The organism is Aurantimonas endophytica, assembly GCF_014196845.1.
Classification (GTDB): Bacteria; Pseudomonadota; Alphaproteobacteria; order Rhizobiales; family Rhizobiaceae; genus Aurantimonas; species Aurantimonas endophytica.
The window spans coordinates 56,289-77,369 of sequence record NZ_JACIEM010000006.1 but is presented as its reverse complement, the minus strand read 5'-3'; the positions used below and the strand labels follow the sequence as shown (position 1 = coordinate 77,369).

Here is a 21,081-nt window from a genome sequence, read left to right as displayed (position 1 = left end):
TTGCCTGGGGTGTCATTCGCTTGGTCCCCGCGCATTCCAGACGGCATGCCGTGCTCGCTATCCGATTCAATTGTCCCCGCCGATTCGACCGCGATTCGGGTCCCCGCCAGTGTGGCCGCAAACCTTGCCACATTGAACCCTTCCCGTGCCGGCGGACCCGGTCGCGGCCACCGGGGTGGCAGCGACGGACCCGGGCCCCCATCTAGCGGCAGGGCGCTCGCAGCTGGCGCCGACCGTTCTGCCGCCGACACGGGGCGGCACTCCCCGAAAAGAAGATATCCATGTCAGATTTTTCCCCCCGCGAGATCGTTTCCGAACTCGACCGCCACATCATTGGCCAGAAGGACGCCAAGCGCGCGGTCGCCGTCGCGCTCCGCAATCGCTGGCGCCGGCAGCAGCTGGAAGGTTCGCTGCGCGAAGAGGTGATGCCCAAGAACATCCTGATGATCGGACCCACCGGCGTCGGCAAGACCGAGATCTCCCGCCGTCTCGCCCGGCTCGCCGGCGCGCCCTTCATCAAGGTCGAGGCCACCAAGTTCACCGAGGTCGGCTATGTCGGCCGCGACGTCGAGCAGATCATCCGCGACCTCGTCGAGATCGGCATCGGCCTGGTGCGCGAGAAGAAGCGCGAGGAGGTGAAGGCCAAGGCCCACCAGGGCGCGGAGGAGCGTGTCCTCGACGCGCTGGTCGGCAAGACCGCCTCGCCGGCGACGCGCGACAGTTTCCGCAAGAAGCTGCGCGCCGGCGAACTCGACGACAAGGAGATCGACATCGAGATCGCCGATAGCGGCAATCCGATGGGCGGCATGGAGATTCCCGGCATGCCGGGCGCCAATATCGGCGTGCTCAACCTGTCAGAAATGTTCGGCAAGATGGGCCAGCGCACCAAGCAGCGCCGGACCAGCGTCAAGGCGAGCTACGAGCTTCTGATCGGCGAGGAATCCGACAAGCTGCTCGACCAGGACCAGCTGGTGCGCGAGGCCGTCTCGGCCGTCGAGAACAACGGCATCGTCTTCCTCGACGAGATCGACAAGGTGGCGAACAAGGACGGCCACGGTGGCGCCGGCGTTTCCCGCGAAGGCGTGCAGCGCGATCTGCTGCCGCTGGTCGAGGGTACGACGGTGGCGACCAAGCACGGGCCGGTGAAGACCGATCACATCCTGTTCATCGCCTCGGGCGCATTTCACGTGTCCAAGCCGTCGGACCTCTTGCCCGAGCTGCAGGGCCGCCTGCCGATCCGCGTCGAGCTGCGGGCGCTGACCAAGGAGGATTTCCGCCGCATCCTCACCGAGACCGAGGCCTCGCTGATCAAGCAGTACGTGGCGCTGATGAAGACCGAGAATGTCGACCTGGAGATCACCGACGACGCGATCGACGCCATCGCCGACCTTGCCGTGTCGCTCAACGGCTCGATCGAGAATATCGGCGCGCGGCGGCTGCAGACGGTGATGGAGCGGGTCCTCGACGACATCTCGTTCGAGGCGCCCGACAAGGGCGGCGAGAGCTATCGGGTCGATGCGGCCTATGTCCACAAGGCGCTCGATGGCATCGCCGGTAATGTCGACCTGTCGCGCTTCATTCTCTGACGATTCGTCGCACCCTGCGTTCCATAGATTTTAAGTGAACGGCCCCGCGTCCCCGACGCGGGGCTTTTTCGTTTCCTCCGCTTGCCTGCGCCCCATGTGGAATTCATCGCAGCGGCCGATTCCGGCTGCAAATCAATGCCTTCTTCGAGGAGATTTCCCCATGAAGACACTTACCTTGCTGCTAACCGGGACCGTCCTGTCGGCCGGTCTCGCCGTCGCGCCGGCTTATTCCCAGGGCTCCACCGGTGACGCCTCGCCCGTCGAGCAGGTCGAGGGCCAGCCGCCCGCTGAAGGAAACGAGGGCGTCCAGGCCGGTGAGCCGGTCGAGACCCAGCCAGCCAACGCACCAGACCAGCAGCCGGCCTTCCCGGAACAGACGCGCGCGCCGCAGCCGGCGGACATGCCGGAGGTGGCGGTCGAGACCCTGGCCGAGGACCTGCCGCAGCTTTGGGCCATGGAGTTCCTGCCGGACGGCCGCATGCTGGTGACCACCAAGGAAGGCGCCTTTCACGTGATCTCGGCGGAAGGCGAGGCCGGAACCGCGCTCAGCGGCATGATCGAAGTGGCATCGGCCGGCCAGGGCGGCCTGCTCGACGTTGCGCTGGCGCCCGACTTCGAGACCAGCAACCGCATCTTCTTCTCGTTCGCCGAGCCGAGAGACGACGGCAACGGCACGTCGGTCGGCCGCGCGACGCTGAATCTCGACGACAATGGCGGCGGGAGCGTGGAGGATGTCGAGGTCATCTTCCAGCAGATGCCGAGCTATGACGGCGACAAGCATTTCGGCTCGCGCCTGGTGTTCTCGCCCGATGGCGACCTCTACGTGACGGTCGGCGAGCGGTCGGACGATCCGCCGCGCGACCAGGCGCAGGACCTCGATTCGGGCCTCGGCAAGGTGTTCCGCATCAATCCGGAGACGGGCGAGGCGGTCGACGGCAATCCCTTCGCCGATGAGGACGGCGCGCAGCCGGAAATCTGGAGCTACGGCCACCGCAATCTTCAGTCGGCCGCACTGGACGCCGAGGGCCGTCTTTGGACCGTCGAGCACGGCCCGCGCGGCGGCGACGAGCTGAACATGCCGGAGGCAGGGCTCAATTACGGCTGGCCCGTCATCACCTACGGCGTCGCCTATTCCGGCGAACAGGTCGAGGGTGGCATCACCAGCCAGGAGGGCATGGAGCAGCCGGTCTATTACTGGGATCCGGTGATCGGCCCCTCCGGCATGGCGCTCTACGAGGGCGAGGAGTTCCCGAGCTGGCAGGATGCGTTCCTGATCGGCGGGCTCGTCACCACCGGACTCGTCGTCGTGCATCTGGACGAGGCCGGCGAACAGGTTGCCTTCGAGGAGCGCGTTCCGCTGGATGCCCGCATCCGCGACGTTCGCGTCGGTCCGGACGGGGCTGTCTACGCCGTCACGGAAGACCCGGATGCCGACACCTCGGCCATCCTGCGCCTGACCCGCGAGCAGTAGGCGGCGCAAGGTTCGAACGGACGTCAGAAGAAGGGCGGGCAGCTTCGGCGCCCGCCCTTCTTCATTGGTGGTTCTTGTCGTCGACCGTGGCCCGGCTTCACGCCGCTTGGCGCGTGACGGCCGGCCGGCGGAAGGCGCTGATCTCGCGTGATCCGTCCCGGCCGATCGTCATGACGGAGTCGGGCGGCACCATGCTCCAGGCTTCGGAGCCCGCATCGCAGGGCTCGGACGCCACGACCACGCCGTCGCCGGCCTGGCGCCAGTAGAGCGTCGGGGGGTGGCCGTCGCTGGACCAGCGATAGGCCCACAGACTGTCTCCATCGGCATGAACGGCGGCAAAGCGTAGCGGCTCGGCAACGCCCTGCGCCGCGGCCTTCGCCTCGATGGCTTCCAGCGTGGCGCCGAGCGCGCCGACCGGATCAGCGTCGAGCCCGTTCCCAAGCGCCGCCAGGAAGATCGCTTCGGAATCGCTGGTGCCGCGGCGGCGCGCATAGAGCGCGTCCGGGATCATCGCGTCGACGGCGCGGCGCAGTGTCGGGTAACCGCCGATCTGGCCATTGTGCATGAAGAGGTGCCGCCCGTCGGTGAAGGGATGGCAATTGGCCGTCGACACCTCGCCGGAGGTCGCCGAGCGCACATGTGCCACGAACATCGGCGAGCGGATCTGGCGGCAGAGCGAGACGAGGTTGGCGTCTGACCACGCTGGCAGGATGCCGCGATAGACGCCGGGCTCGGGCCGCTCGCCGTACCAGCCGATCCCGCAGCCATCGCCATTGACGATGGTGCGTGCCTCCCGCGCTGCCAGCGACTGGGAAATCAGCGAGGCGCGCGGCTCGACCAGCAGCTTTTCCAAGAGGATGGGCGGACCGGCATAAGCGAGAAGTCGGCACATTTGGCGGGGCACCGGGCTAGAGCGGGCCGCTTGCGGGCCCATCCTCCACGTTTCGCCAAGCATGGTTAATGCCAGGTTAAAGCTGACGGTTTCACGTGAAACTGCGGCCTTTCCCGGCCGCTTGGCGGCGGCGCTTCTCGCGCACCGCCGCCTCGGCGCGCTCGGCGGCCTGCTCGACCTCCGCCAGGATCTTCCTGATGTCGTCCGGCGCCAGGATCGCGATGGACTCCGCCAGCCGGTTGGCGAGCGTCGTCGCCTCGGCGCTCAGCCCGGCGGTCTCCACCGTCACCTTGGGATGCGACAGGGCCGCCAGGCGCTCGAGCTCCTCCGCATCGTCCCAGATCACGTTCAGATAGCCGATGATGCGCTGCAGCAGATCCCATGTCGGGCGGCCCCTGCGGCCATGCTCCAGTGCGGAAAGATAAGCGCTGGACACGTTGAGTGCCGCGGCCATCTGGCCCTGGGTGACGCCGCGCTCCTTGCGCAGCGCCCGGATGCGTTCGCCGAAGGGGGTCATCGCGGCCGCCGTACCCGCACGTAGAGCGCGCCGTCGCCGCCGTGATGGCGTTCGGCGCTGTCGAAGCCCGACACGAGCGGGCGGAACTCGGGCCCGGTGAACCATTGCGGCACCACCCGCCGCAGCACGCCGCGCGAGCCGAAGGCGGAACCGGCCGTCCCGCCCCGGCCGGTGATCACCAGCACATGCCGCAGCCCCATCGCCTGGGACTGGCGCAGGAAGCCCACCAGGGCGTCATGGGCACGCTGCTGGGTCATCTCGTGCAGATCGATCCGCGCGTCGATCGCCAGCCGCCCCTTGGCGAGCTTGCGGCGCGTCGGCTTCTCGATCGCATGCTGGCTGAGGTAGACGGGTGGCTCGTGCTTCGGCCTGACGGGCGCCAGTACGGCATTCGGCTTGGCGGCGGGTTTTGCCGGGGTGGCCGGCTTCTCCACCCGGACCTCCGGCGGCAGCGGCGGATAGGATCGGCCCTTCAGCGGGATCGCCGACCGCGCGACGCCGGCCCAGAGCCGCGCTTCCTCGGCGCTGAGGCCGCGCCGGCGCCTCATCGCGCCAGGCTCTCGGCCAGCGAGGGCGGCACCAGCACGGTGAAGTCGGCGGCGTGCCGGATGCGCCCGGCGATCTTCCCGGCTTCGGGGCCGGAGCCGACATAGATGTCGGCGCGCGCCGGCCCGATGATCGCCGAGCCGGTATCCTGGGCGATCATCAGCCGGCGGAACGGCCGGCTGTCGATCGGGAGCTGCGACGCGGTGATGAAATAGGGCACGCCGAAGGTCGCGAGCTCGCGGTCGACGGCGATGGAGGCAAGCGCCGTCAGCGGCACCTGCGCCGCGCCGACCGGTCCGAGCGACGGATCGTCGACGGCCGTTTCCTGGAAGAAGATGAACGAGCGGTTGCGATCGAACAGCGCGCGCTGGCGCTCCGGATGCGCCGCCAGCCAAGCCCGGATGCCGTCCATGTCGGCCTCGGCGAGGGTGAGTTCGCCGGAATCCACCAGCAGCCGGCCGATCGCGGTGAACGGGTGGCCGGACTTTGCCGCAAAGCCGACCCGCAGCTGGCTTCCGTCGGTTATCTGGAGCCGGGCCGAGCCCTGGATATGGATGAAGAACGCCTCGACGGGATCGGCGAGCCAGGCGATTTCCAGACCGCGGCCGCGCAGCAGGCCGGCCTCGATGGCGGCGCGATCGGGATGCTCCTCGAGCAGACCGCAGGATTTGCGCCGGGCGAAGCGGAAGGAGGGATCCATGCCCGGCGGACGGGACACGTCATCGATCTTCACGAGTTCCGGCGGCGGGGCGTAGAGCGGGAAGCGGAAGCGCGAGGTCTCGACTGCCGAGGCTTCGACGACCGGTTCGTAGTAGCCGGTCACGAAACCGTGCTCGCCTTCAGGCGCGACGGCGTCCGGAACGATCTGCAGGGGCACGAAATGCTGCTCGAAGAACGCCCGCGCTTCAGCACCGTCGCGCTCTGTCGCGACGGCCGCCGCGGCGGCATCATGGAAGGCGGCGGCATCGATGCCGAGCGTGCCGGTGCGGACGGCGTTCGCAAGGAACCTCCCCGCGCCGCGGCGGAAGGCGGCATAGGCGAGCCCGTGTTCCGCCGCCGACCATTCGGGAAGGTCGGCGAAGCGGCGGCGGCGGAAGGCGACCATCGCCCCCGGCTCAGCCTTCTTCGGATTCGGTGCCGGCGAGCTTCCAGTTCGGATCGCGGGAGCGCGTGTCGCGCGAGAACGTCCAGACGTCCTTCACTTCGACGACCGTCTCGGGATCACCGTCGGTGACCTCGCCCGAAGGGGTGACGACCGCAGTGATCATCTGCGCGACGATGCGCACGGTGACCAGCGCCTCGCGCGCCTTGAGCTCGGCCGAGACCAGCGTCGCATCGTCGATGCCGACGAAGGAGGACTGCATGCGCTCACCCCGCGATTCACGGTCGATGATGGCCTGCTCGAAGCCCTGGTAGACCTCTGGAGTCAGCAGGTTCTTCAAGAGCTTGCGGTCGCCGTCGGCAAAGGCCGTGACGATCATCTCGTAGGCGATCTTAGCGCCCTCGAGGAATTCCTTGGGATCGAAGGACGGATCGTTGTCGTAGATCCGCCGCAGCTCGGCGTTCAGCGGGGTACCCGCCGGTGCCACGAGATCGATGGACTCATACGGCTGCCGAGGCGTTGCCGGGTCGCCGTTGTCTGGCAGGCGCCGATGCGGCAGTGTCACGACATTGCCGCCGGCGGCGGCATCCTCGCGCGGCTTTTCGGTGCGCGTGTAGGGGTCGAAGGGGGGGCGCTCGTTGCCAGTGCGACGGCCGAGCACGTTACGCAGCTGAAACAGGACGATCACCGCGAGCACTATGAAGAAGATCGTCCCAAAACTCATTGCGCGTCGCCACCTCTCCGCCGAACCACTTGTCGTCCCCATATAGAGACGCACGGCAACGCATTCAAATTCCTTTCGACCGTTCCTATCTCTGTGATCGCAGCGGACGGCCCGGACCGAATGCCGCAACGCGCCGGCGGGACGCCGGGAGAGACAGCTGCAGGAGAATTCCGACCATGCCCATTGCCCTGATCCCGGTCCTGCTCCTGGTGATCCCGATCCTCGAGATCGCCGTCTTCATCCTCGTCGGCAACCTCATCGGCCTGTGGCCGACGCTGGGACTCGTGGTCGTCACCGCCATCTTCGGGACGCTGCTGCTGCGGCGCCAGGGGCTCGACACGCTGGCTCGCATCCAGGCCGAGACGCGGGCCGGGCGGGTGCCGGCGCGTGAGCTCGTCAACGGCGTGATGATCGCCATTGCCGGTGTCCTGCTGCTGACGCCCGGCCTCGTCACCGACACGCTCGGTTTCCTGCTGTTCGTGCCGGCGATCCGCGACGCGGTCTGGAATTTCCTGAAGGCCCGGGTCGTCGTGGTCGCGGCTGGTGGCTTCGGCAGGGGCTCGGGACCCGCACCGCGTGGCGATCCCGATGTGGTCGACCTGTCGGGTGCCGAGTTCGAGCGGCGCCCGGACCCGACCACGCCATGGCGCGGGACCGACGGGCAGTCCGCGCCGGACGGCGAACCGCCGCGCCGCATCCTGCACTGAGGTCTGTTCCAGCCCCCCGGCCGACCTCGCCTTGTCCTGATAGCGCCCGCATGATAGCGCTCGCGCCGATCTTTCAGGCCGGCTAGGACGCTGCGGCGTTCGGCAGGCCCAAGCCCGGCACGAGCCGCTGCAGGCGGTCGCCAAGCCGACGATACAAGCGAGACGGGAGCAGTCATGTCCGACACCACCGACCATCAGTCAGGCGGCAACGGCGGCACGCCGGCGACGCCGGCATCGGCCACGCCGCCGAGCATCAACATCCTCACCCAGTACATCCGCGACATGTCCTTCGAGAGCCCCAACGCGCCCGCGGCGCTGCGCGGCCAGAAGCGCGCGCCGGCGATCAATATCGGCGTCAATGTCGGAGCCAACCCGATCCAGGGCACCGAGGGCGAGTACGACGTGCGGCTGAGCCTCAACGCAAAGGCCGGCGAGGGCGCCGACCTGATGTTCAATGTCGAGCTCGACTATGGCGGCGTCTTCAAGCTGCAGAACTTCCCGCAGGAGCATCTCCTGCCGGTGCTGTTCATCGAGTGCCCGCGGCTGCTCTTCCCGTTCGCCCGTCAGGTGATCGCCGACGTCACCCGCAATGGCGGCTTCCCGCCGCTGATGATCGACCCGATCGACTTCGCGCAGCTGTTCCAGCAGCGCATGGCCGAGGAACGCGCCCGCCAGCAGGTCCAGACGACCTGAGGCGACGGCGCGCTCCGGCGCAGATCGCAGACGAAAGAGGCCGGCGCATCGTTCGATGTCGCCGGCCTTTTCATTTTCGACTTTCAGTCGATCAGGACGCCGCGGCGGCCGGTTCCGGCCGCTCGATGTAGCGCCACCACAGCGCGTCCTTGCCGAGGCTGGCGACGAAGCCGGCATGGGCGGCGATCTCTTCTGCCGAGAGGCGCGGCGGCAGCGGAACCGGCCGCGGCCCGATGCGGCCGAGATCCGCCTCCGAGCCCTCCAGCGGCTCGCCAGTGTCGACGACGAGGCCCAGGGCTGCCTGCCGGCCGCCGATCAGCTCGATATAGACCTCCGCGAGGAGCTCGGAGTCGAGGAGCGCGCCGTGTTTGTCGCGGCGGCTGGTATCCACCGAAAAGCGCGAGCAGAGCGCATCGAGCGTCGCCGGCGCCATCGGGAACTTGCGCCGCGCCATCGGCAGCGTGTCGATGACCATGCTGGAATCGATCGGCGGCTGGCCGATCCGCGCCAGCTCGGCATTGAGGAACTGCACGTCGAAGGCGGCATTGTGGGCGATCAGCCGCGCCCCGGCGAAGAACTCGAGGAAATCCTCCGCGATCTCCTCGAACAGCGGCTTGTCGACGAGGAAGGCGTCGGAGATGCCGTGGACGTCGAAGGCGGCGGGATCGACCTTGCGGCCGGCCGGCCGCACGAAGGTGTGATAGTTACGGCCCGTCGGGATGTGGTTCCACAATTCCACGGCACCGATCTCGACCACGCGCTCGACCGCCGGGTCGAGCCCGGTGGTTTCGGTGTCGAAGACGATTTCGCGCATGGGATACTCCGCTTCCGGTCTCCTTTTCGGGCAGGCCGGTCGGCGAGGCAAGGCGACAGGGACGGCGAGGCGCCCCTATCCACCAGCTTAAGTACATGTTCTCTCTATGTTCTTTCTGTCCGTCTGCTTGCGCCGTCAACCGGCCAGGCGCGCGATTACCTTGATCTCGAAATCGAATCCGGAGAGCCAGTTGACGCCCACCGCGGTCCAGTTCGGGTAAGGCGGCTCGCCGAAGACCGTCGCGCGGACTTCGTTGACGGTCGCGAACTGGTTTTCCGGGTCGGTGTGGAACGTCGTCACGTCGACGATGTCATCGAACGTAGCGCCGGCTGCCGTCAGCACGGCGGCGAGATTGTCGAAGGCCAGCTGGACCTGCGCCGGGAAGTCCGGCTCGGGCGAACCGTCCTCGCGGCTCCCGACCTGGCCGGAGACGAACAGCAGGTCGCCCGACCGGATCGCCGCCGAGTATTTGTTGATGTCGTAGAGAGCCTGCCGTCCGGCAGGGAAGATCGCGTCGCGCTGGGCCATCATGGCACTCCTGTTGTGGGAACTCGCGGCAGTCGAACGTCGCATCCGTCTACCGTACGTCGCGCCGCAGGCCGCCCACTGTCGTTGGGGGCGGGATTGATATACGTCGCGTATGTGCATAGGTGATGGCATACGCGTCGTATGTCAATACACATACGGCACGTATGCGAACGGAGAGTGAGCTTGGCCGGAAGACGTCGTGCAGAAATGGTGGAGGAGACCCGTGGCAAGCTGGTCCACGCCGCGCGGCGCGCTTTCGCCGCCAAGGGCTATGCCGACGCGTCGATGGACGAGTTGACGGCCGAGGCCGGCCTGACGCGCGGCGCGCTCTATCACAATTTCGGCGACAAGAAGGGCCTGCTGCAGGCCGTCATCGACCAGATCGACGCCGAGATGCTGGACCGGATGCGCGCGGCGAAGGCGGACGCTGAATCGCCATGGCTCGGCTTCCTGGCCGAGAGCATCGCCTATATCGAGATGGCGCTGGAGCCGGAGATCCAGCGCATCATGCTGCTGGACGGGCCGGCCGTGCTCGGCGATCCGTCGCGCTGGCCGAACCAGAACGCCTGCCTTGCCACGACCACGCAGACCATCCAGGCGCTGATCGACGCGGGAACGCTGAAGCCCCTGGATGCCGAGGCCGCCGCAAGGCTGCTCAACGGCGCGGCGCTCAACGCCGCCCTGTGGATCGCCGCCGCCGGCGACCCGCCCGCCGTTCTCGGCAAGGCCGTTGCGGCGTTCCGGCATCTGGCGGAAGGCATGCTGCGGTCCGAGGTCTAAGTATCAACGCTTCCGGAAAGCGCCTCTAGAGCGCCCGGCAGCGCTTGACGATCGCCTTCACCGCCAGCCGGGCCGCTTCCATGCCGTTGCTGGTGTCGACGATGAAGTCGGCGCGGGCGCGCTTCTCCTCGTCCGGGACCTGGCGGGCGAGGATCGCCGCCAGCTTCGCCTCGGTCATGCCCGGCCGCGACAGTACCCGCTCGCGCTGGATCTCGGGCGGTGCCGTGACCACGACGATCTTGTCGCAGCGACTGTCGGCACCGGTCTCGAACAGCAGCGGCACATCGAGCACGGCAAGCCGCGCATTGCGCTGGCGGGCCGACTCGAGAAACGCCTCCTCCTCGGCCCGCACCAGCGGATGGACGATCGCCTCGAGCCGCTTCAGTGCCTCAGGATCGTCGAGAACCCGGGCGGCGAGGCGCTCACGATCGACGACGCCGTTCGCTACCGTACCCGGAAACGCCGCCTCGATCAGCGGCGCGGCCTTACCGGCATAGAGTTGATGCACCACGGCGTCGGCCGAATGCACCGGCGCACCCTCGGCGGCGAACATGTGCGACGTGGTGGTCTTGCCCATGCCGATCGAGCCGGTGAGGCCGAGCACGATCATCAGACGCCGCTTTCGATGTCGCGGACGATCGCATCGCGCAGCGCCTTATCGACCGTCGGGCGCCGGCCGAACCAGCGCTCGAAGCCCGGTACCGCCTGGTGCAGCAGCATGCCGAGCCCGTCGGATGTCCGCAGACCCCGGGCGGTCGCCGCCTGAAGGATCGGCGTCTGGAGCGGCACGTAGACGATGTCGGCGACCATGGCGTGATCGGGCAGCGCCGAGAGATCGGGAAGCTTGGGCGCGAACCAGTCCGGCGTCTCGTCGTCCGGATCGGGCGCGGGAATCGGCGTCGTGTTGACCAGGAGGTCGGTGGTAGCGAGCAGCGCCGGCTTCTCGTCCTCGCCATGTGCCGAGACGAGCGGCCCGAAGCGCTCGGCCAGTTCCTCGGCCCGGGCAACCGTGCGGTTGACGATCCGCACCGATTTGATGCCGCCCTTCAGAAGGGCAAAGATCACCGCCCGCGCCGCACCGCCGGCGCCGAGCACGGTCGCGGTGCCCGCATCGGCCCAGCCGGGCAGCTGCGCATCGAGATTGGCGGCGAAACCATAGGCATCGGTGTTGCCGCCGACGAGGCGGCCGGATTTCTCGAACCACAGCGTGTTGACCGCGCCGATGGCCTCCGCCGCCGCATCGCGGCGCGCAACCGCCTCGAGCGCCGCCAGCTTGTGCGGCAGCGTGACATTGCCGCCGACAAAGCCTTGTCTGCGCAGCGTCCGGAAGAATTCGCCGATCTCCTCCGGCGGCACACCGACGCGGTCATAGGAGCCCGGCAGGCCGAATTGCTTCAGCCAGGCGCGGTGGATCAGCGGCGAGCGCGAATGCCACACCGGCCAGCCGGTGACGAAGGCGCGGGGCCCGTCCGTGGCTGCTTGAACCAGATTGGGATCGAAGATCGAGCCTTCGCCGCGCGGGCGCTGGGCGCCGCTGACATAGGGCTCTGGCGTCCAGTCCTGCTCAGCCATCGATCTCTCCGCGCCGCCGCAATTCCTTGAGCAGCGGCAGCAGCGGCAGCCCGATGATGGTGAAGAAGTCGCCCTCGATCGAATCCATCAGCTGGATCCCCTCCTTCTCGATCTGGTAGGCGCCGACGCTCGTCAGCGCCTTTTGGCCGGCATGGGCGAGATAACGGCCGATGAAGCCCGGATCGAGGTCGCGCAGCGTGATCGCTGCGGTGGCGACGTGCCGCCAGGTGACCGCGCCGTCCTCGACCAGCACCACCGCGCTGTTGAGATGGTGGGTGCGGCCGGAAAGCTTCAACAGCGTGCGGCGCGCGTCCTCCATCGTGGCCGGCTTGTGCAGCACCTCGTCGCCGAGCGACAGGGTCTGGTCGGCGCCGATGACGATCGTGCCCTGGTGGCGCGTCGAGACGTCGGTCGCCTTGGCCTCGGCCAGGATGCCGGCAATGTCTTCCGGCGACACGCCGCTTTCGAGGAGCGGCGCCTCGATCGCCCGCTCGTCGAGGTCGCTCGCCTCGACGGTGAAGTCGATGCCGGCATTCTTGAGGAGTTCGCGTCGATGGACGCTGCTCGATGCCAGTACGATGCCCTTGGCCATTTCGCTCGCCTTTTAACGATTTCTTTAAGGACGCCGGGCTTGATAGCGCTTCGGATCGGCAAACGCCACGGAGTGCCGGACTCGATTCGCCCCCCGCCGGCAACCCGGCACGGGGACAGCACCCATGATTCTTCGTCGGCCTGTGGGTTAACGAAGGGTTACGGGCCGAACCCCGTTCGTCCACCGAAGGGCGGGGGACAAGGGTGCGGTTGTCCCCAATCGGCGACGCGACGGGCGCTGTGCGCAGGACCTGCGGGAATTTGTGGACGAGGATCCGGGCGTCCCCCGGTCATCCCCAGGCGGCAGGTTGCAAAGTGGCCCGGTAAGCTCCCTTCCCGCCTCGATAATCTCCCGCTGATCCCCACCCTGGCCGAAACCCGAAGCGATTGGCTGTGGACGATGGCGGCAGCGCCTCCATCTACCGGGCCGTGTGAATTCCGACTATTCACCGACTCTAAGAATCATAATCTCTCTCTAAGAGAATCTTTTCTTTATTGAATGGGAGCCAAGACCTGATGGAGAAGCGCAAGCTCGTCCGTGTCCTCGAGGGCGAAAGCGTCTCTCCCCCTCCGGTATGGCTGATGCGGCAGGCCGGGCGGTATCTCCCGGAATACAGGGCTACCCGGGCCAAGGCCGGAGGCTTCCTCGATCTCTGCTACAACCCGGATCTGGCGACAGAGGTCACCCTGCAGCCGATAAGGCGCTTCGGCTTCGACGCGGCGATCCTGTTCTCCGACATCCTGGTGATCCCGGACGCGCTCGATCGCGGCCTGCATTTCGTCGAGGGCGAGGGACCGAAGCTGACGCCGCTTCGGGTCGACGAGATCGAGCGGCTGGATCCGTCCAATGCCGACACGCATCTCGCGCCGGTGATCGCGACGGTGGCGCGGCTTCGCGATCAGCTGCCCGAGGAGACGACGCTGATCGGCTTCTGCGGCGCGCCCTGGACGGTGGCGACCTACATGATCGCCGGGCACGGAACGCCCGACCAGGCACCGGCCCGGCTGTTCGGCTACACAAATCCCGAAGCGATGGAGACGCTGCTCTACATGCTCGCCGAGATGAGTGCCGATTACCTGATCCGGCAGTTGCAGGCGGGCGCGGACTGCGTGCAGATCTTCGATTCCTGGGCCGGCGTGCTGGATGAGGCCTCGTTCGAGGCCTATGCGGTCAAGCCTGTGGCGCGGATGGTCGAGAAGGTCCGCGCCGCGGTGCCCGGTGCCAAGATCATCGGCTTTGCCAAGGGTGCCGGCGCGCTTCTGTCCACCTATCGCCAGAAGACCGGCGTCGACGGGGTGGGGCTCGACTGGGCCGTGCCGCTGTCCTTCGCCAAGGAGCTGCAGAAGGACGGCGCCGTGCAGGGCAATCTCGACCCGCTGCGGCTGATCGCCGGCGGGCGGGCGCTCGACGAGGGCGTCGACCGGATCCTCGAAAGCCTCGGCAGCGGCCCGCTGGTGTTCAATCTCGGCCACGGCATCACGCCGAACGCTCCGGTCGAGCATGTCGAGGCCCTGCTCCGGCGTATCCGAGGCTAGGACGCCCTGGCCGATGGCGTCAGGCTCCAGCCTTTCGCCGCGGCCGGCTTCGGTCTATGCCCTGTCAGCAACTGCCGCCCCGAAGGATCGTTTTCGCATGAAGAACGCCGTGATCGCCCTCGTCGTCACCGCCGCCGCCGTGGCGCTGGTCTTTCTGCTGATCCCGGGCGACTACAACAGCACCGGCTATCTCTGGATGAAGTCGCTGCACATCATCGCGCTGATCGCCTGGATGGCCGGCACGCTGTATCTGCCGCGGCTGTTCGTCTACCACGCCGAAATCGGACCCGGCACGCCGCAGTCGGAAACCTTCAAGGTCATGGAACGCCGGCTTTTGAAGGCGATCATGAACCCGGCGATGATCGTCACCTGGGTGGCCGGTCTGTGGCTTGCGTTCAAGGGCGGCTGGTTCGCAGCTGACGGCAATGGTTGGCTCCACGCCAAGATCGTCCTCGTGGTGCTGATGTCCGGCCTGCATGGCTACTACTCGGCCTCGGTGCGGCGCTTCGCCAACGACGCCAACACCCGGTCCGTCAAGCACTGGCGCATCATGAACGAGGCGCCGACCATCCTGTTGATCCTGATCGTCATTCTCGTCGTGGTGAAGCCGTTCTGATGGCGGCCGACCGCGACCGGTCCGGACGGCAAGGCGAGTCGACGGACGAGATCCCCACGGCGCTGGTGGTGATGGGCCCGTCCGGCGTCGGCAAGTCCACCACGGCCGAAGCGCTGGCGGCGGCGCTGGGCTGGCCCTTCGCCGAGGCGGATCGCTTCCACTCGGCCGCCAACATCGCCAAGATGACGGCGGGCGTGCCTCTGGACGACGCCGACCGGGGGCCCTGGCTGGCGAAGATCCGCGACTGGATTACGGCGCAGGCGGCAGCGGGTCGATCCACCGTCCTCACCTGCTCGGCCCTGAAGCATCGCTATCGCGACGTGCTGCGGGAATCGGGCGCCCGGGTACGGGTCGTGGCGCTGACCGCCGATCCTGCGCTCGTCGCGTCCCGCCTCGCTCATCGCAGCGGCCATTACATGCCGGCGACGCTGCTGCAGTCGCAGTTCGATGCTCTGGAGCCGCTGGGCCCCGACGAGGACGGCGTGACGGTGACGGTCGACGTGCCGCCGCCGGCGGTGGTCGCGCGTGTCCTCGAACGGCTCGGCCTTGCTGGCGCTGTCTAACGTCAGAGGCTCTTGCGTCCGCGGCCGGCTCTGGCTATATCGAAGTGTGAATGCAGCCTCCTGAGAGGCGCGGTGGTGCCGAACATGGCACCCCGTGTCGTTCCCGCCAAAGACCGTTCGCGTCCGAGGCCATCGATTTCCCCATCGCAGTTTTCCATCGGTCCCGGTCAAGCCATCGGGGCAAGCCCCAAAGAGCATCCACCCGAATGAAGCTTCAGGACCTGAAGAACAAGAGCGCGCCGGAACTCATCGCGTTCGCCGAAGAAAACCACGTCGAGAACGCCTCCGTGCTGCGCAAGCAGGAGCTGCTGTTCGCGATCCTGAAGCAGCTGGCCGCCGAGGAAGTCGAGATCGTCGGCGAAGGCGTCGTCGAGATCCTGCAGGACGGCTTCGCCTTCCTGCGCTCGCCGGAAGCCAACTATCTGCCGGGACCGGACGACATCTACGTGTCGCCCTCGCAGATCCGCAAGTTCCAGCTGAAGACCGGCGACACGGTCGAGGGCCCGATCCGCAGCCCCAAGGAAGGCGAGCGGTATTTCGCGCTTCTCAAGGTCAACACGATCAATTTCGACGACCCCGAGAAGATCCGCTACAAGAGCCATTTCGACAATCTGACGCCGCTCTATCCGGACGAGCGCTTCAAGATGGAGCTCGACGATCCGACCTCGAAGAAGGATCTGTCGGCCCGGGTCATCGATCTCGTCGCGCCGCTCGGCAAGGGCCAGCGCGGCCTGATCGTCGCGCCGCCGCGCACGGGTAAAACCGTTCTGCTGCAGAACATCGCGCATTCGATTACCGCCAACCATCCGGAGTGCTACCTTATCGTGCTGCTCATTGACGAGCGGCCGGAGGAAGTTACCGACATGCAGCGTTCGGTGAAGGGCGAGGTCGTCTCCTCGACCTTCGACGAGCCCGCGACGCGCCACGTCGCCGTCGCCGAAATGGTCATCGAGAAGGCCAAGCGCCTTGTCGAGCACGGCCGTGACGTCGTCATCCTGCTCGATTCGATCACCCGCCTCGGCCGTGCCTACAACACCGTCGTGCCGTCCTCCGGCAAGGTGCTGACCGGCGGTGTCGACGCCAATGCGCTGCAGCGCCCAAAGCGCTTCTTCGGTGCCGCCCGAAACATCGAGGAAGGCGGCTCGCTGACGATCATCGCGACGGCGCTGATCGATACCGGCAGCCGCATGGACGAAGTGATCTTCGAGGAGTTCAAGGGCACCGGCAATTCCGAGATCGTGCTCGACCGCAAGGTCGCCGACAAGCGGATCTACCCGGCCATGGACATCCTCAAGTCCGGCACCCGCAAGGAGGACCTGCTGGTCCCGCGCCAGGAGCTGCAGAAGATCTTCGTGCTGCGCCGGATCCTCGCGCCGATGGGCACCACCGACGCGATCGAGTTCCTCAACGACAAGTTGAAGCAGACCAAGTCGAACTCCGATTTCTTCGACTCCATGAACACCTGAAGCCGCAAGGCGCCGGCAGTTCGTGCATCAGAGCGGCGGCCTTCGGGTCGCCGTTTGTCGTTTCAGGCCCCGGATCTCACAACGCTTGACACCGGCAAGCGTCATGCGAGAGGTCGAGCTTGTAACGAGAGAGGGACGATCGGATGGCCGAGCAACCGGATGCGGTGAAGCGCGTGGCAGCAGATGCCGAGGCGAAGGGCCTGAAGATCAGCATCGTCGAGACGAAGACCTCGGCGCGTTCCGCCGCTGAAGCCGCGGATGCGGTTGGCGCGCAGGTCGGCCAGATCGTCAAGTCGCTGGTTTTCCGGGGCCGGGAAAGCGGGGACGCCTATCTCCTGCTGGTCTCGGGAGCCAATCGCGTCGATGAGGCGGCAATGGCCGTGCTGCTCGGCGAGGCGCTGGAGCGGCCGGACGCGGATTTCGTCCGCACGGCCACCGGCTTTGCCATTGGCGGCGTCTCCCCGCTCGGGGGCTCTGTCCGGTTGCGGACCGTCATGGACGAGGATCTGTTCCAGTACGCGACGGTATGGGCCGCGGCGGGCACGCCCCGGCACGTCTTTGAAGTGGTGCCGTTGCAACTGCGCAGCGCCACCGGCGCAAGCGTCGGGCCGGTCACCTGAAATTGTACTGCCCCTGGGGCTCCTGAAGGCTCAGCCCTCCCCGAGCAGCGCCTGCAATGCGGTTGCGTCGTAGACCGGGGCGCGGCAGACCCGATCCTCGCAGATATAGGCCGCCGGCAGGCGCGAGGGGTGGATCGCGGCCAGCGGCAGGTTGGCGGGCAGCTTCTCAGGCGCGTCGGTGATCAGGTCGAGCCGGTCGAGATCGACCCGTGCCCGGGCGAGGTCCACCATCGCGACGAAGCCGTGATTGGACGGATCGCCGATGATGCAGAGCTCGCTGCCCCGCCGCAGCCGCCCTGCCGCGGAAACGATGCCCGGCGCCCCGCCGGCTCCCTCGCCGAGGCGGCCAGCCGCCAGCAGCGCCGCCTGCTCGGCCCTCTCGGCGATTTCGATCGAGCCGGTCGACTGGGCGAGCATCGACAGACCCTCGATCACCGCCGCCGTGCCGCCCGGCACCGCCTCGTCGTGATCGCCGCGCAGGCGGATCGGCACGTCAGTGGAGTCCGACGGGTTGAGATAGTGGCCGCCCGTGCCGTCGGCATGCCAGCGCTCGAGTTCGGCGGCAAAGAACGAGGCCCGATCGAGGTAGGCACTGTCGAGCGTGGTAGCGAACAGCGCCACGGCCGCCTGGATCAGCGTGCCGAAATCGGTCGAGAGCGCGAGGCCCGCGGTGCGCCCGTCGCGCGCCGCGTGCCGCAGCCTTCCGTCGATGACCATGTGGTTGCTGACAAAGGCGAAGGCGTCCCGGGCCAGTTCCAGTGCGAGGGGGTTGCCGGTGGCGCGTGCGGCTTCCGCCAGCGCCCGGATCGCCATGCCGTTCCAGTCGGCCAGCACCTTGTCGTCGCGACCCGGACGGGTCCGCTCCGCCCGCGCATCGAGCAGCCGGTTGCGGGCCTCGGCAAAGTCCGGATCGGCTGAGGTCGCGCCGGGATGCAGGCGGTGCAGGATCGACTTGCCTTCCCAGTTGCCGCTTGGCGTCACGCCATAGGCGCGCTTGAAGGCGGCGTCGGATCCGCCGAGCACGTCGTCGACCTCTTCTTCGGTCCAGACATAGAAGGCGCCCTCCTCCGGATGGCCCGCGGCGTCGAGGCTGTCGGCATCGAGCGAGGCCGCCAGCCCGCCGCCGGCGACGCGCATCTCGCGCGCCAGCCAGTCGACCGTCTCGTCGATGCGGGTGCGGAACAGGGCGTCGCCCGTCGCCCGATAGGCCCAGCCGAGATGGCGCAGGAACTGCGCGTTGTCGTAGAGCATCTTCTCGAAATGCGGCACCAGCCAGCGTTCGTCGGTGGCGTAGCGGTGCAGCCCGCCGCCGACATGGTCGTAGATGCCGCCGCAGGACAGCGAGCGCAGGGTTCTCAGAAACGCGTCGCGATGCTCGGCCGGGCCGCCCTCGAAGCTGGAGCGGGCCAGCACCTCCATATACGGCGCATTCGGAAACTTCGGCGCGCCGCGGAAGCCGCCGAGCACGGGGTCGGTCAGCTGGATGACCCGGCCGGCAGCCGGCGCGACGGCCAGGCTGTCCAGTCGCCCGGCCTCGGCCGTGGTGGAGAGGAAGCCGGAAAGCCGGTCGAGAATGGCGGTCGCGCTGCCGTCGAGTTCATCCCGGCGATCCCGCCACGCCGTCCCAACTGCCTCGAGCAGCTGGACGAAGCCCGGTCGCCCGTGGCTTGCCCGCTTGGGAAAATAGGTGCCGCCGAAGAACGGCCGTCCGTCGGGGGTGAGGAACATTGTCAGCGGCCAGCCGCCCTGCTCGCCCATCGCCTGCAGCGCGGTCATATAGAGCTGGTCGATCTCCGGGCGTTCCTCGCGATCGACCTTCACGTTGACGTACAGCCGGTTCATCACCGCGGCGACGGCGGGATCCTCGAAACTCTCATGCGCCATCACGTGGCACCAGTGGCAGGCGGCATAGCCAACGGACAACAGGATCGGCCGGTCAAGATCGCGCGCCTCCTCCAGTGCCGCATCCGACCACTCCCGCCAGTGTACCGGGTTGTCCTTGTGCTGGATGAGATAGGGGCTGACGGCATCGGCCAGACGGTTGCCGGTTTGGTCGCTCATGCGTTTTCCCTTCGGCGATGTCGCCTTTAGGCTAACGCGGCAGCCTCGGCTTTCGAGGCCCATCGCCGCCATTCCTTTTCCGTCGTCGGCCACGGGCGTGGTAGAGGGCTGGCCTTGCTGCAGCCGATGCCGGTTGCAAAGCCCCCGACGCGCTGTCGTGTGTCGGCGGCCTAACTGTCGCGCAATTGTCCGGAGCTGCCATGCTCGACGATACCATCGCCGCCTTGTCCACCGGATCGCTCCCCTCGGGGGTCGCGGTGGTCCGGTTGAGCGGCCCGGCGGTCCGTGAGGCACTGCTGCGGATTGCCGGCGATCTGCCGCAGGAGCGGCGCGCGAGCCTGCGTAGATTTCGCGGGGCAGACGGCAGGCTGATCGATCGCGGCATCGCGCTGTTCTTCGCCGGCCCGCGAAGCGTCACCGGCGAGGACCTCGCCGAGTTTCATTTGCATGGCGGCCGTGCGGTTGTGGCCGCGCTGATCGAGGCTCTGACGGCGCTGCCGGGCGTGCGCCTGGCAGTGGCCGGGGAATTCACCCGCCGCGCATTCGAGAATGGCCGCATCGATCTGACCGAGGCGGAAGGGCTTGCCGATCTTCTGGCCGCTGAAACCGAGGGGCAGCGGCGCATGGCGGTGGCGCAGGCGGGCGGCGCCTTGCGCGCCGTGTATGAAGGCTGGATGCGGCGCCTGACCCACGCGCGGGCGATGATCGAGGCGTCGTTCGATTTTGCCGACGAAGGCGATGTTAGCGCCGACGTGGGTGCGGACGTCGCCTCCGACATGCGCCACCTCGCCGACGACATGCGGGCGCATCTAGCCAAGGCGGGACGCGGAGAAATCCTGCGCGAGGGCTACAAGGTCGCCATCGTCGGTGCGCCGAATGCCGGTAAATCCAGCCTTCTCAACGCGCTCGCGGACCGAGAAGTGGCGATCGTCACGGAAGTTCCCGGCACGACGCGCGACGTCATCGAGGCGACGCTCGACCTCGGCGGCATCCCGGTTCGGTTCTCGGACACGGCAGGCATTCGTGAAACCTCGGATAGGGTCGAGGCGATAGGCGTCGAACGGGCACGCGCGGTCATGGCGTCGGCGGACCTCGTGCTGGCGCTGGTCGGCCCTGACCAGGCACCTGGTCCCCTTGCCCAGTTGGGAGAGTTGCTGACTCACGTGAAACACCCGCTGATGCTGGTCGGTCAGGATGAGGGAGCGCGGGAAGCATCTTCTCCCGTCCATAACCCGGCCCGGCAGATCCTGACGATTCGCACCAAGGTTGACCTGCCGGCGCGTGCAGCGGCTACGATTACGGATTCCGATCGCGACCACCGCTTCGACTTCGCCATCTCGACCCGCACCGGGGACGGGCTTGGTGCCCTCGTCGAACGGATCGCCCTGATGGCTGGCGAGGCAGCAGGGGATCCTGACGAGGCAGTGCCGGTTCGGGTTCGGCATCGCGAGCTGGTCGCCGAGGCGCTGCATATTCTCGACCGATATCTGGACCACCCCTCGATTCCGGCCGAGGTCGCTGCCGAGACACTCAGACAGGCGGGGGACCGCCTCGGTGCGCTGACCGGGCAGGTCGGCGTCGAGGATTTGTTGGACGTCATCTTCTCGGAATTCTGCATCGGCAAATGAATGACTCACGTGAAATCGGACCTTTGCGATTCACGTGAAACGAAACCTGTCGCAGGTCATCCTACAAG

The 21,081-nt window shown here is 67.4% G+C and carries 22 protein-coding genes; 11 read left to right on the top strand and 11 right to left on the bottom strand.

Annotated features, from left to right (window positions below):
• The first annotated feature begins 281 nt into the window (after nt 1–281).
• Entirely contained in the window at nt 282–1,586 is a 1,305-nt protein-coding gene (hslU, locus tag GGR03_RS20750; RefSeq protein WP_183210711.1) for an ATP-dependent protease ATPase subunit HslU, read from the top strand.
• Between the two features lie 160 nt (nt 1,587–1,746).
• Nucleotides 1,747–3,057: a PQQ-dependent sugar dehydrogenase gene (locus GGR03_RS20745; protein WP_183210710.1), complete on the top strand. Its 1,311-nt coding sequence runs from the start codon at nt 1,747–1,749 to the stop codon at nt 3,055–3,057.
• A 97-nt stretch (nt 3,058–3,154) separates the two neighbouring features.
• On the opposite strand, the gene GGR03_RS20740 is transcribed toward GGR03_RS20745, so the two are convergent.
• From GGR03_RS20740 to GGR03_RS20720, 5 genes are all read right to left on the bottom strand, one after another.
• Nucleotides 3,155–3,949, bottom strand: coding sequence for a class II glutamine amidotransferase (locus GGR03_RS20740; protein ID WP_183210709.1), 795 nt, complete (start codon nt 3,947–3,949; stop codon nt 3,155–3,157).
• Nucleotides 3,950–4,040: 91 nt separating this feature from the next.
• Nucleotides 4,041–4,466: a helix-turn-helix domain-containing protein gene (locus GGR03_RS20735; RefSeq protein ID WP_183210708.1), complete on the bottom strand. Its 426-nt coding sequence runs from the start codon at nt 4,464–4,466 to the stop codon at nt 4,041–4,043.
• A complete protein-coding gene (locus GGR03_RS20730; protein ID WP_183210707.1) occupies nt 4,463–5,014 on the bottom strand; it encodes a Smr/MutS family protein in 552 nt (183 codons plus the stop codon). Before GGR03_RS20730 ends, GGR03_RS20735 begins: the two co-directional genes overlap by 4 nt.
• On the bottom strand, nt 5,011–6,117 hold the full coding sequence (mltA, locus tag GGR03_RS20725; protein ID WP_183210706.1) for a murein transglycosylase A: 1,107 nt from the start codon (nt 6,115–6,117) through the stop codon (nt 5,011–5,013). The genes GGR03_RS20730 and mltA overlap by 4 nt, the downstream gene beginning before the upstream one ends.
• A gap of 10 nt (nt 6,118–6,127) precedes the next feature.
• A complete protein-coding gene (locus GGR03_RS20720; protein ID WP_183210705.1) occupies nt 6,128–6,838 on the bottom strand; it encodes a Tim44/TimA family putative adaptor protein in 711 nt (236 codons plus the stop codon).
• 176 nt (nt 6,839–7,014) lie between these two features.
• Here GGR03_RS20720 and GGR03_RS20715 point away from each other — a divergent pair, with 176 nt between their 5' ends.
• A complete protein-coding gene (locus tag GGR03_RS20715) occupies nt 7,015–7,545 on the top strand; it encodes an FxsA family protein (RefSeq protein ID WP_183210704.1) in 531 nt (176 codons plus the stop codon).
• A gap of 174 nt (nt 7,546–7,719) precedes the next feature.
• Nucleotides 7,720–8,238 (top strand): protein-export chaperone SecB, encoded by a 519-nt coding sequence (gene secB, locus GGR03_RS20710; protein WP_183210703.1) that lies wholly within the window; start codon nt 7,720–7,722, stop codon nt 8,236–8,238.
• A 91-nt stretch (nt 8,239–8,329) separates the two neighbouring features.
• Here the strand turns inward: secB and dnaQ are convergent, their stop codons facing one another.
• Both dnaQ and GGR03_RS20700 read right to left on the bottom strand, forming a co-directional pair.
• Nucleotides 8,330–9,052 (bottom strand): DNA polymerase III subunit epsilon, encoded by a 723-nt coding sequence (dnaQ, locus tag GGR03_RS20705; protein ID WP_183210702.1) that lies wholly within the window; start codon nt 9,050–9,052, stop codon nt 8,330–8,332.
• Nucleotides 9,053–9,187: 135 nt separating this feature from the next.
• Nucleotides 9,188–9,580 carry a RidA family protein gene (locus GGR03_RS20700; RefSeq protein ID WP_183210701.1) on the bottom strand — a complete coding sequence of 131 codons (393 nt, stop codon included), beginning with the start codon at nt 9,578–9,580 and terminating at the stop codon, nt 9,188–9,190.
• Between the two features lie 183 nt (nt 9,581–9,763).
• Between GGR03_RS20700 and GGR03_RS20695 the strand changes: the two genes are divergently transcribed.
• A complete protein-coding gene (locus GGR03_RS20695) occupies nt 9,764–10,360 on the top strand; it encodes a TetR/AcrR family transcriptional regulator (protein WP_246368363.1) in 597 nt (198 codons plus the stop codon).
• 25 nt (nt 10,361–10,385) lie between these two features.
• Here GGR03_RS20695 and coaE read toward each other — a convergent pair whose 3' ends face one another.
• The 3 genes from coaE to GGR03_RS20680 are packed head-to-tail and all read right to left on the bottom strand — an operon-like array spanning nt 10,386 to nt 12,524.
• Entirely contained in the window at nt 10,386–10,970 is a 585-nt protein-coding gene (coaE, locus tag GGR03_RS20690; RefSeq protein ID WP_183210700.1) for a dephospho-CoA kinase, read from the bottom strand.
• Nucleotides 10,970–11,932 carry a shikimate dehydrogenase gene (locus GGR03_RS20685; RefSeq protein ID WP_183210699.1) on the bottom strand — a complete coding sequence of 321 codons (963 nt, stop codon included), beginning with the start codon at nt 11,930–11,932 and terminating at the stop codon, nt 10,970–10,972. The genes coaE and GGR03_RS20685 overlap by 1 nt, the downstream gene beginning before the upstream one ends.
• On the bottom strand, nt 11,925–12,524 hold the full coding sequence (locus GGR03_RS20680) for a Maf-like protein (protein WP_183210698.1): 600 nt from the start codon (nt 12,522–12,524) through the stop codon (nt 11,925–11,927). Before GGR03_RS20680 ends, GGR03_RS20685 begins: the two co-directional genes overlap by 8 nt.
• Nucleotides 12,525–13,039: 515 nt before the next feature.
• Here GGR03_RS20680 and hemE point away from each other — a divergent pair.
• The 5 genes from hemE to GGR03_RS20655 all read left to right on the top strand — a co-directional run bounded on the left by hemE (nt 13,040) and on the right by GGR03_RS20655 (nt 17,324).
• Nucleotides 13,040–14,059 carry a uroporphyrinogen decarboxylase gene (gene hemE / locus GGR03_RS20675; protein WP_183210697.1) on the top strand — a complete coding sequence of 340 codons (1,020 nt, stop codon included), beginning with the start codon at nt 13,040–13,042 and terminating at the stop codon, nt 14,057–14,059.
• Between the two features lie 97 nt (nt 14,060–14,156).
• Complete coding sequence (gene hemJ / locus GGR03_RS20670; protein ID WP_183210696.1) at nt 14,157–14,675, top strand: protoporphyrinogen oxidase HemJ; 519 nt, start codon at nt 14,157–14,159, stop codon at nt 14,673–14,675.
• Nucleotides 14,675–15,238, top strand: coding sequence for a gluconokinase (locus tag GGR03_RS20665; RefSeq protein WP_183210695.1), 564 nt, complete (start codon nt 14,675–14,677; stop codon nt 15,236–15,238). Before hemJ ends, GGR03_RS20665 begins: the two co-directional genes overlap by 1 nt.
• Nucleotides 15,239–15,444: 206 nt before the next feature.
• A complete protein-coding gene (gene rho / locus GGR03_RS20660; protein WP_183210694.1) occupies nt 15,445–16,704 on the top strand; it encodes a transcription termination factor Rho in 1,260 nt (419 codons plus the stop codon).
• 143 nt (nt 16,705–16,847) lie between these two features.
• Nucleotides 16,848–17,324, top strand: coding sequence for a YbaK/EbsC family protein (locus GGR03_RS20655; RefSeq protein ID WP_183210693.1), 477 nt, complete (start codon nt 16,848–16,850; stop codon nt 17,322–17,324).
• Nucleotides 17,325–17,354: 30 nt separating this feature from the next.
• On the opposite strand, the gene GGR03_RS20650 is transcribed toward GGR03_RS20655, so the two are convergent.
• Nucleotides 17,355–19,385, bottom strand: a complete 2,031-nt coding sequence (locus tag GGR03_RS20650; RefSeq protein ID WP_183210692.1) for a thioredoxin domain-containing protein — start codon at nt 19,383–19,385, stop codon at nt 17,355–17,357.
• A 200-nt stretch (nt 19,386–19,585) separates the two neighbouring features.
• Here GGR03_RS20650 and mnmE point away from each other — a divergent pair, with 200 nt between their 5' ends.
• Complete coding sequence (mnmE, locus tag GGR03_RS20645) at nt 19,586–21,013, top strand: tRNA uridine-5-carboxymethylaminomethyl(34) synthesis GTPase MnmE (protein WP_183210691.1); 1,428 nt, start codon at nt 19,586–19,588, stop codon at nt 21,011–21,013.
• Nucleotides 21,014–21,081 lie beyond the last annotated feature (68 nt).

Bases quoted from the DNA above. Each gene is read 5' to 3' on its own strand.
- GGR03_RS20735 (WP_183210708.1), bottom strand. From the start codon at position 4,466: ATGACCCCCTTCGGCGAACGCATCCGGGCGCTGCGCAAGGAGCGCGGC.
- GGR03_RS20745 (WP_183210710.1), top strand. From the start codon at position 1,747: ATGAAGACACTTACCTTGCTGCTAACCGGGACCGTCCTGTCGGCCGGT.
- GGR03_RS20650 (WP_183210692.1), bottom strand. From the start codon at position 19,385: ATGAGCGACCAAACCGGCAACCGTCTGGCCGATGCCGTCAGCCCCTAT.
- rho (WP_183210694.1), top strand. From the start codon at position 15,445: ATGAAGCTTCAGGACCTGAAGAACAAGAGCGCGCCGGAACTCATCGCG.
- hemJ (WP_183210696.1), top strand. From the start codon at position 14,157: ATGAAGAACGCCGTGATCGCCCTCGTCGTCACCGCCGCCGCCGTGGCG.
- coaE (WP_183210700.1), bottom strand. From the start codon at position 10,970: ATGATCGTGCTCGGCCTCACCGGCTCGATCGGCATGGGCAAGACCACC.
- GGR03_RS20665 (WP_183210695.1), top strand. From the start codon at position 14,675: ATGGCGGCCGACCGCGACCGGTCCGGACGGCAAGGCGAGTCGACGGAC.
- dnaQ (WP_183210702.1), bottom strand. From the start codon at position 9,052: ATGCGCGAAATCGTCTTCGACACCGAAACCACCGGGCTCGACCCGGCG.
- GGR03_RS20700 (WP_183210701.1), bottom strand. From the start codon at position 9,580: ATGGCCCAGCGCGACGCGATCTTCCCTGCCGGACGGCAGGCTCTCTAC.
- secB (WP_183210703.1), top strand. From the start codon at position 7,720: ATGTCCGACACCACCGACCATCAGTCAGGCGGCAACGGCGGCACGCCG.
- mltA (WP_183210706.1), bottom strand. From the start codon at position 6,117: ATGGTCGCCTTCCGCCGCCGCCGCTTCGCCGACCTTCCCGAATGGTCG.
- mnmE (WP_183210691.1), top strand. From the start codon at position 19,586: ATGCTCGACGATACCATCGCCGCCTTGTCCACCGGATCGCTCCCCTCG.
- GGR03_RS20685 (WP_183210699.1), bottom strand. From the start codon at position 11,932: ATGGCTGAGCAGGACTGGACGCCAGAGCCCTATGTCAGCGGCGCCCAG.
- GGR03_RS20730 (WP_183210707.1), bottom strand. From the start codon at position 5,014: ATGAGGCGCCGGCGCGGCCTCAGCGCCGAGGAAGCGCGGCTCTGGGCC.
- GGR03_RS20740 (WP_183210709.1), bottom strand. From the start codon at position 3,949: ATGTGCCGACTTCTCGCTTATGCCGGTCCGCCCATCCTCTTGGAAAAG.
- hemE (WP_183210697.1), top strand. From the start codon at position 13,040: ATGGAGAAGCGCAAGCTCGTCCGTGTCCTCGAGGGCGAAAGCGTCTCT.
- GGR03_RS20655 (WP_183210693.1), top strand. From the start codon at position 16,848: ATGGCCGAGCAACCGGATGCGGTGAAGCGCGTGGCAGCAGATGCCGAG.
- GGR03_RS20715 (WP_183210704.1), top strand. From the start codon at position 7,015: ATGCCCATTGCCCTGATCCCGGTCCTGCTCCTGGTGATCCCGATCCTC.
- hslU (WP_183210711.1), top strand. From the start codon at position 282: ATGTCAGATTTTTCCCCCCGCGAGATCGTTTCCGAACTCGACCGCCAC.
- GGR03_RS20720 (WP_183210705.1), bottom strand. From the start codon at position 6,838: ATGAGTTTTGGGACGATCTTCTTCATAGTGCTCGCGGTGATCGTCCTG.
- GGR03_RS20680 (WP_183210698.1), bottom strand. From the start codon at position 12,524: ATGGCCAAGGGCATCGTACTGGCATCGAGCAGCGTCCATCGACGCGAA.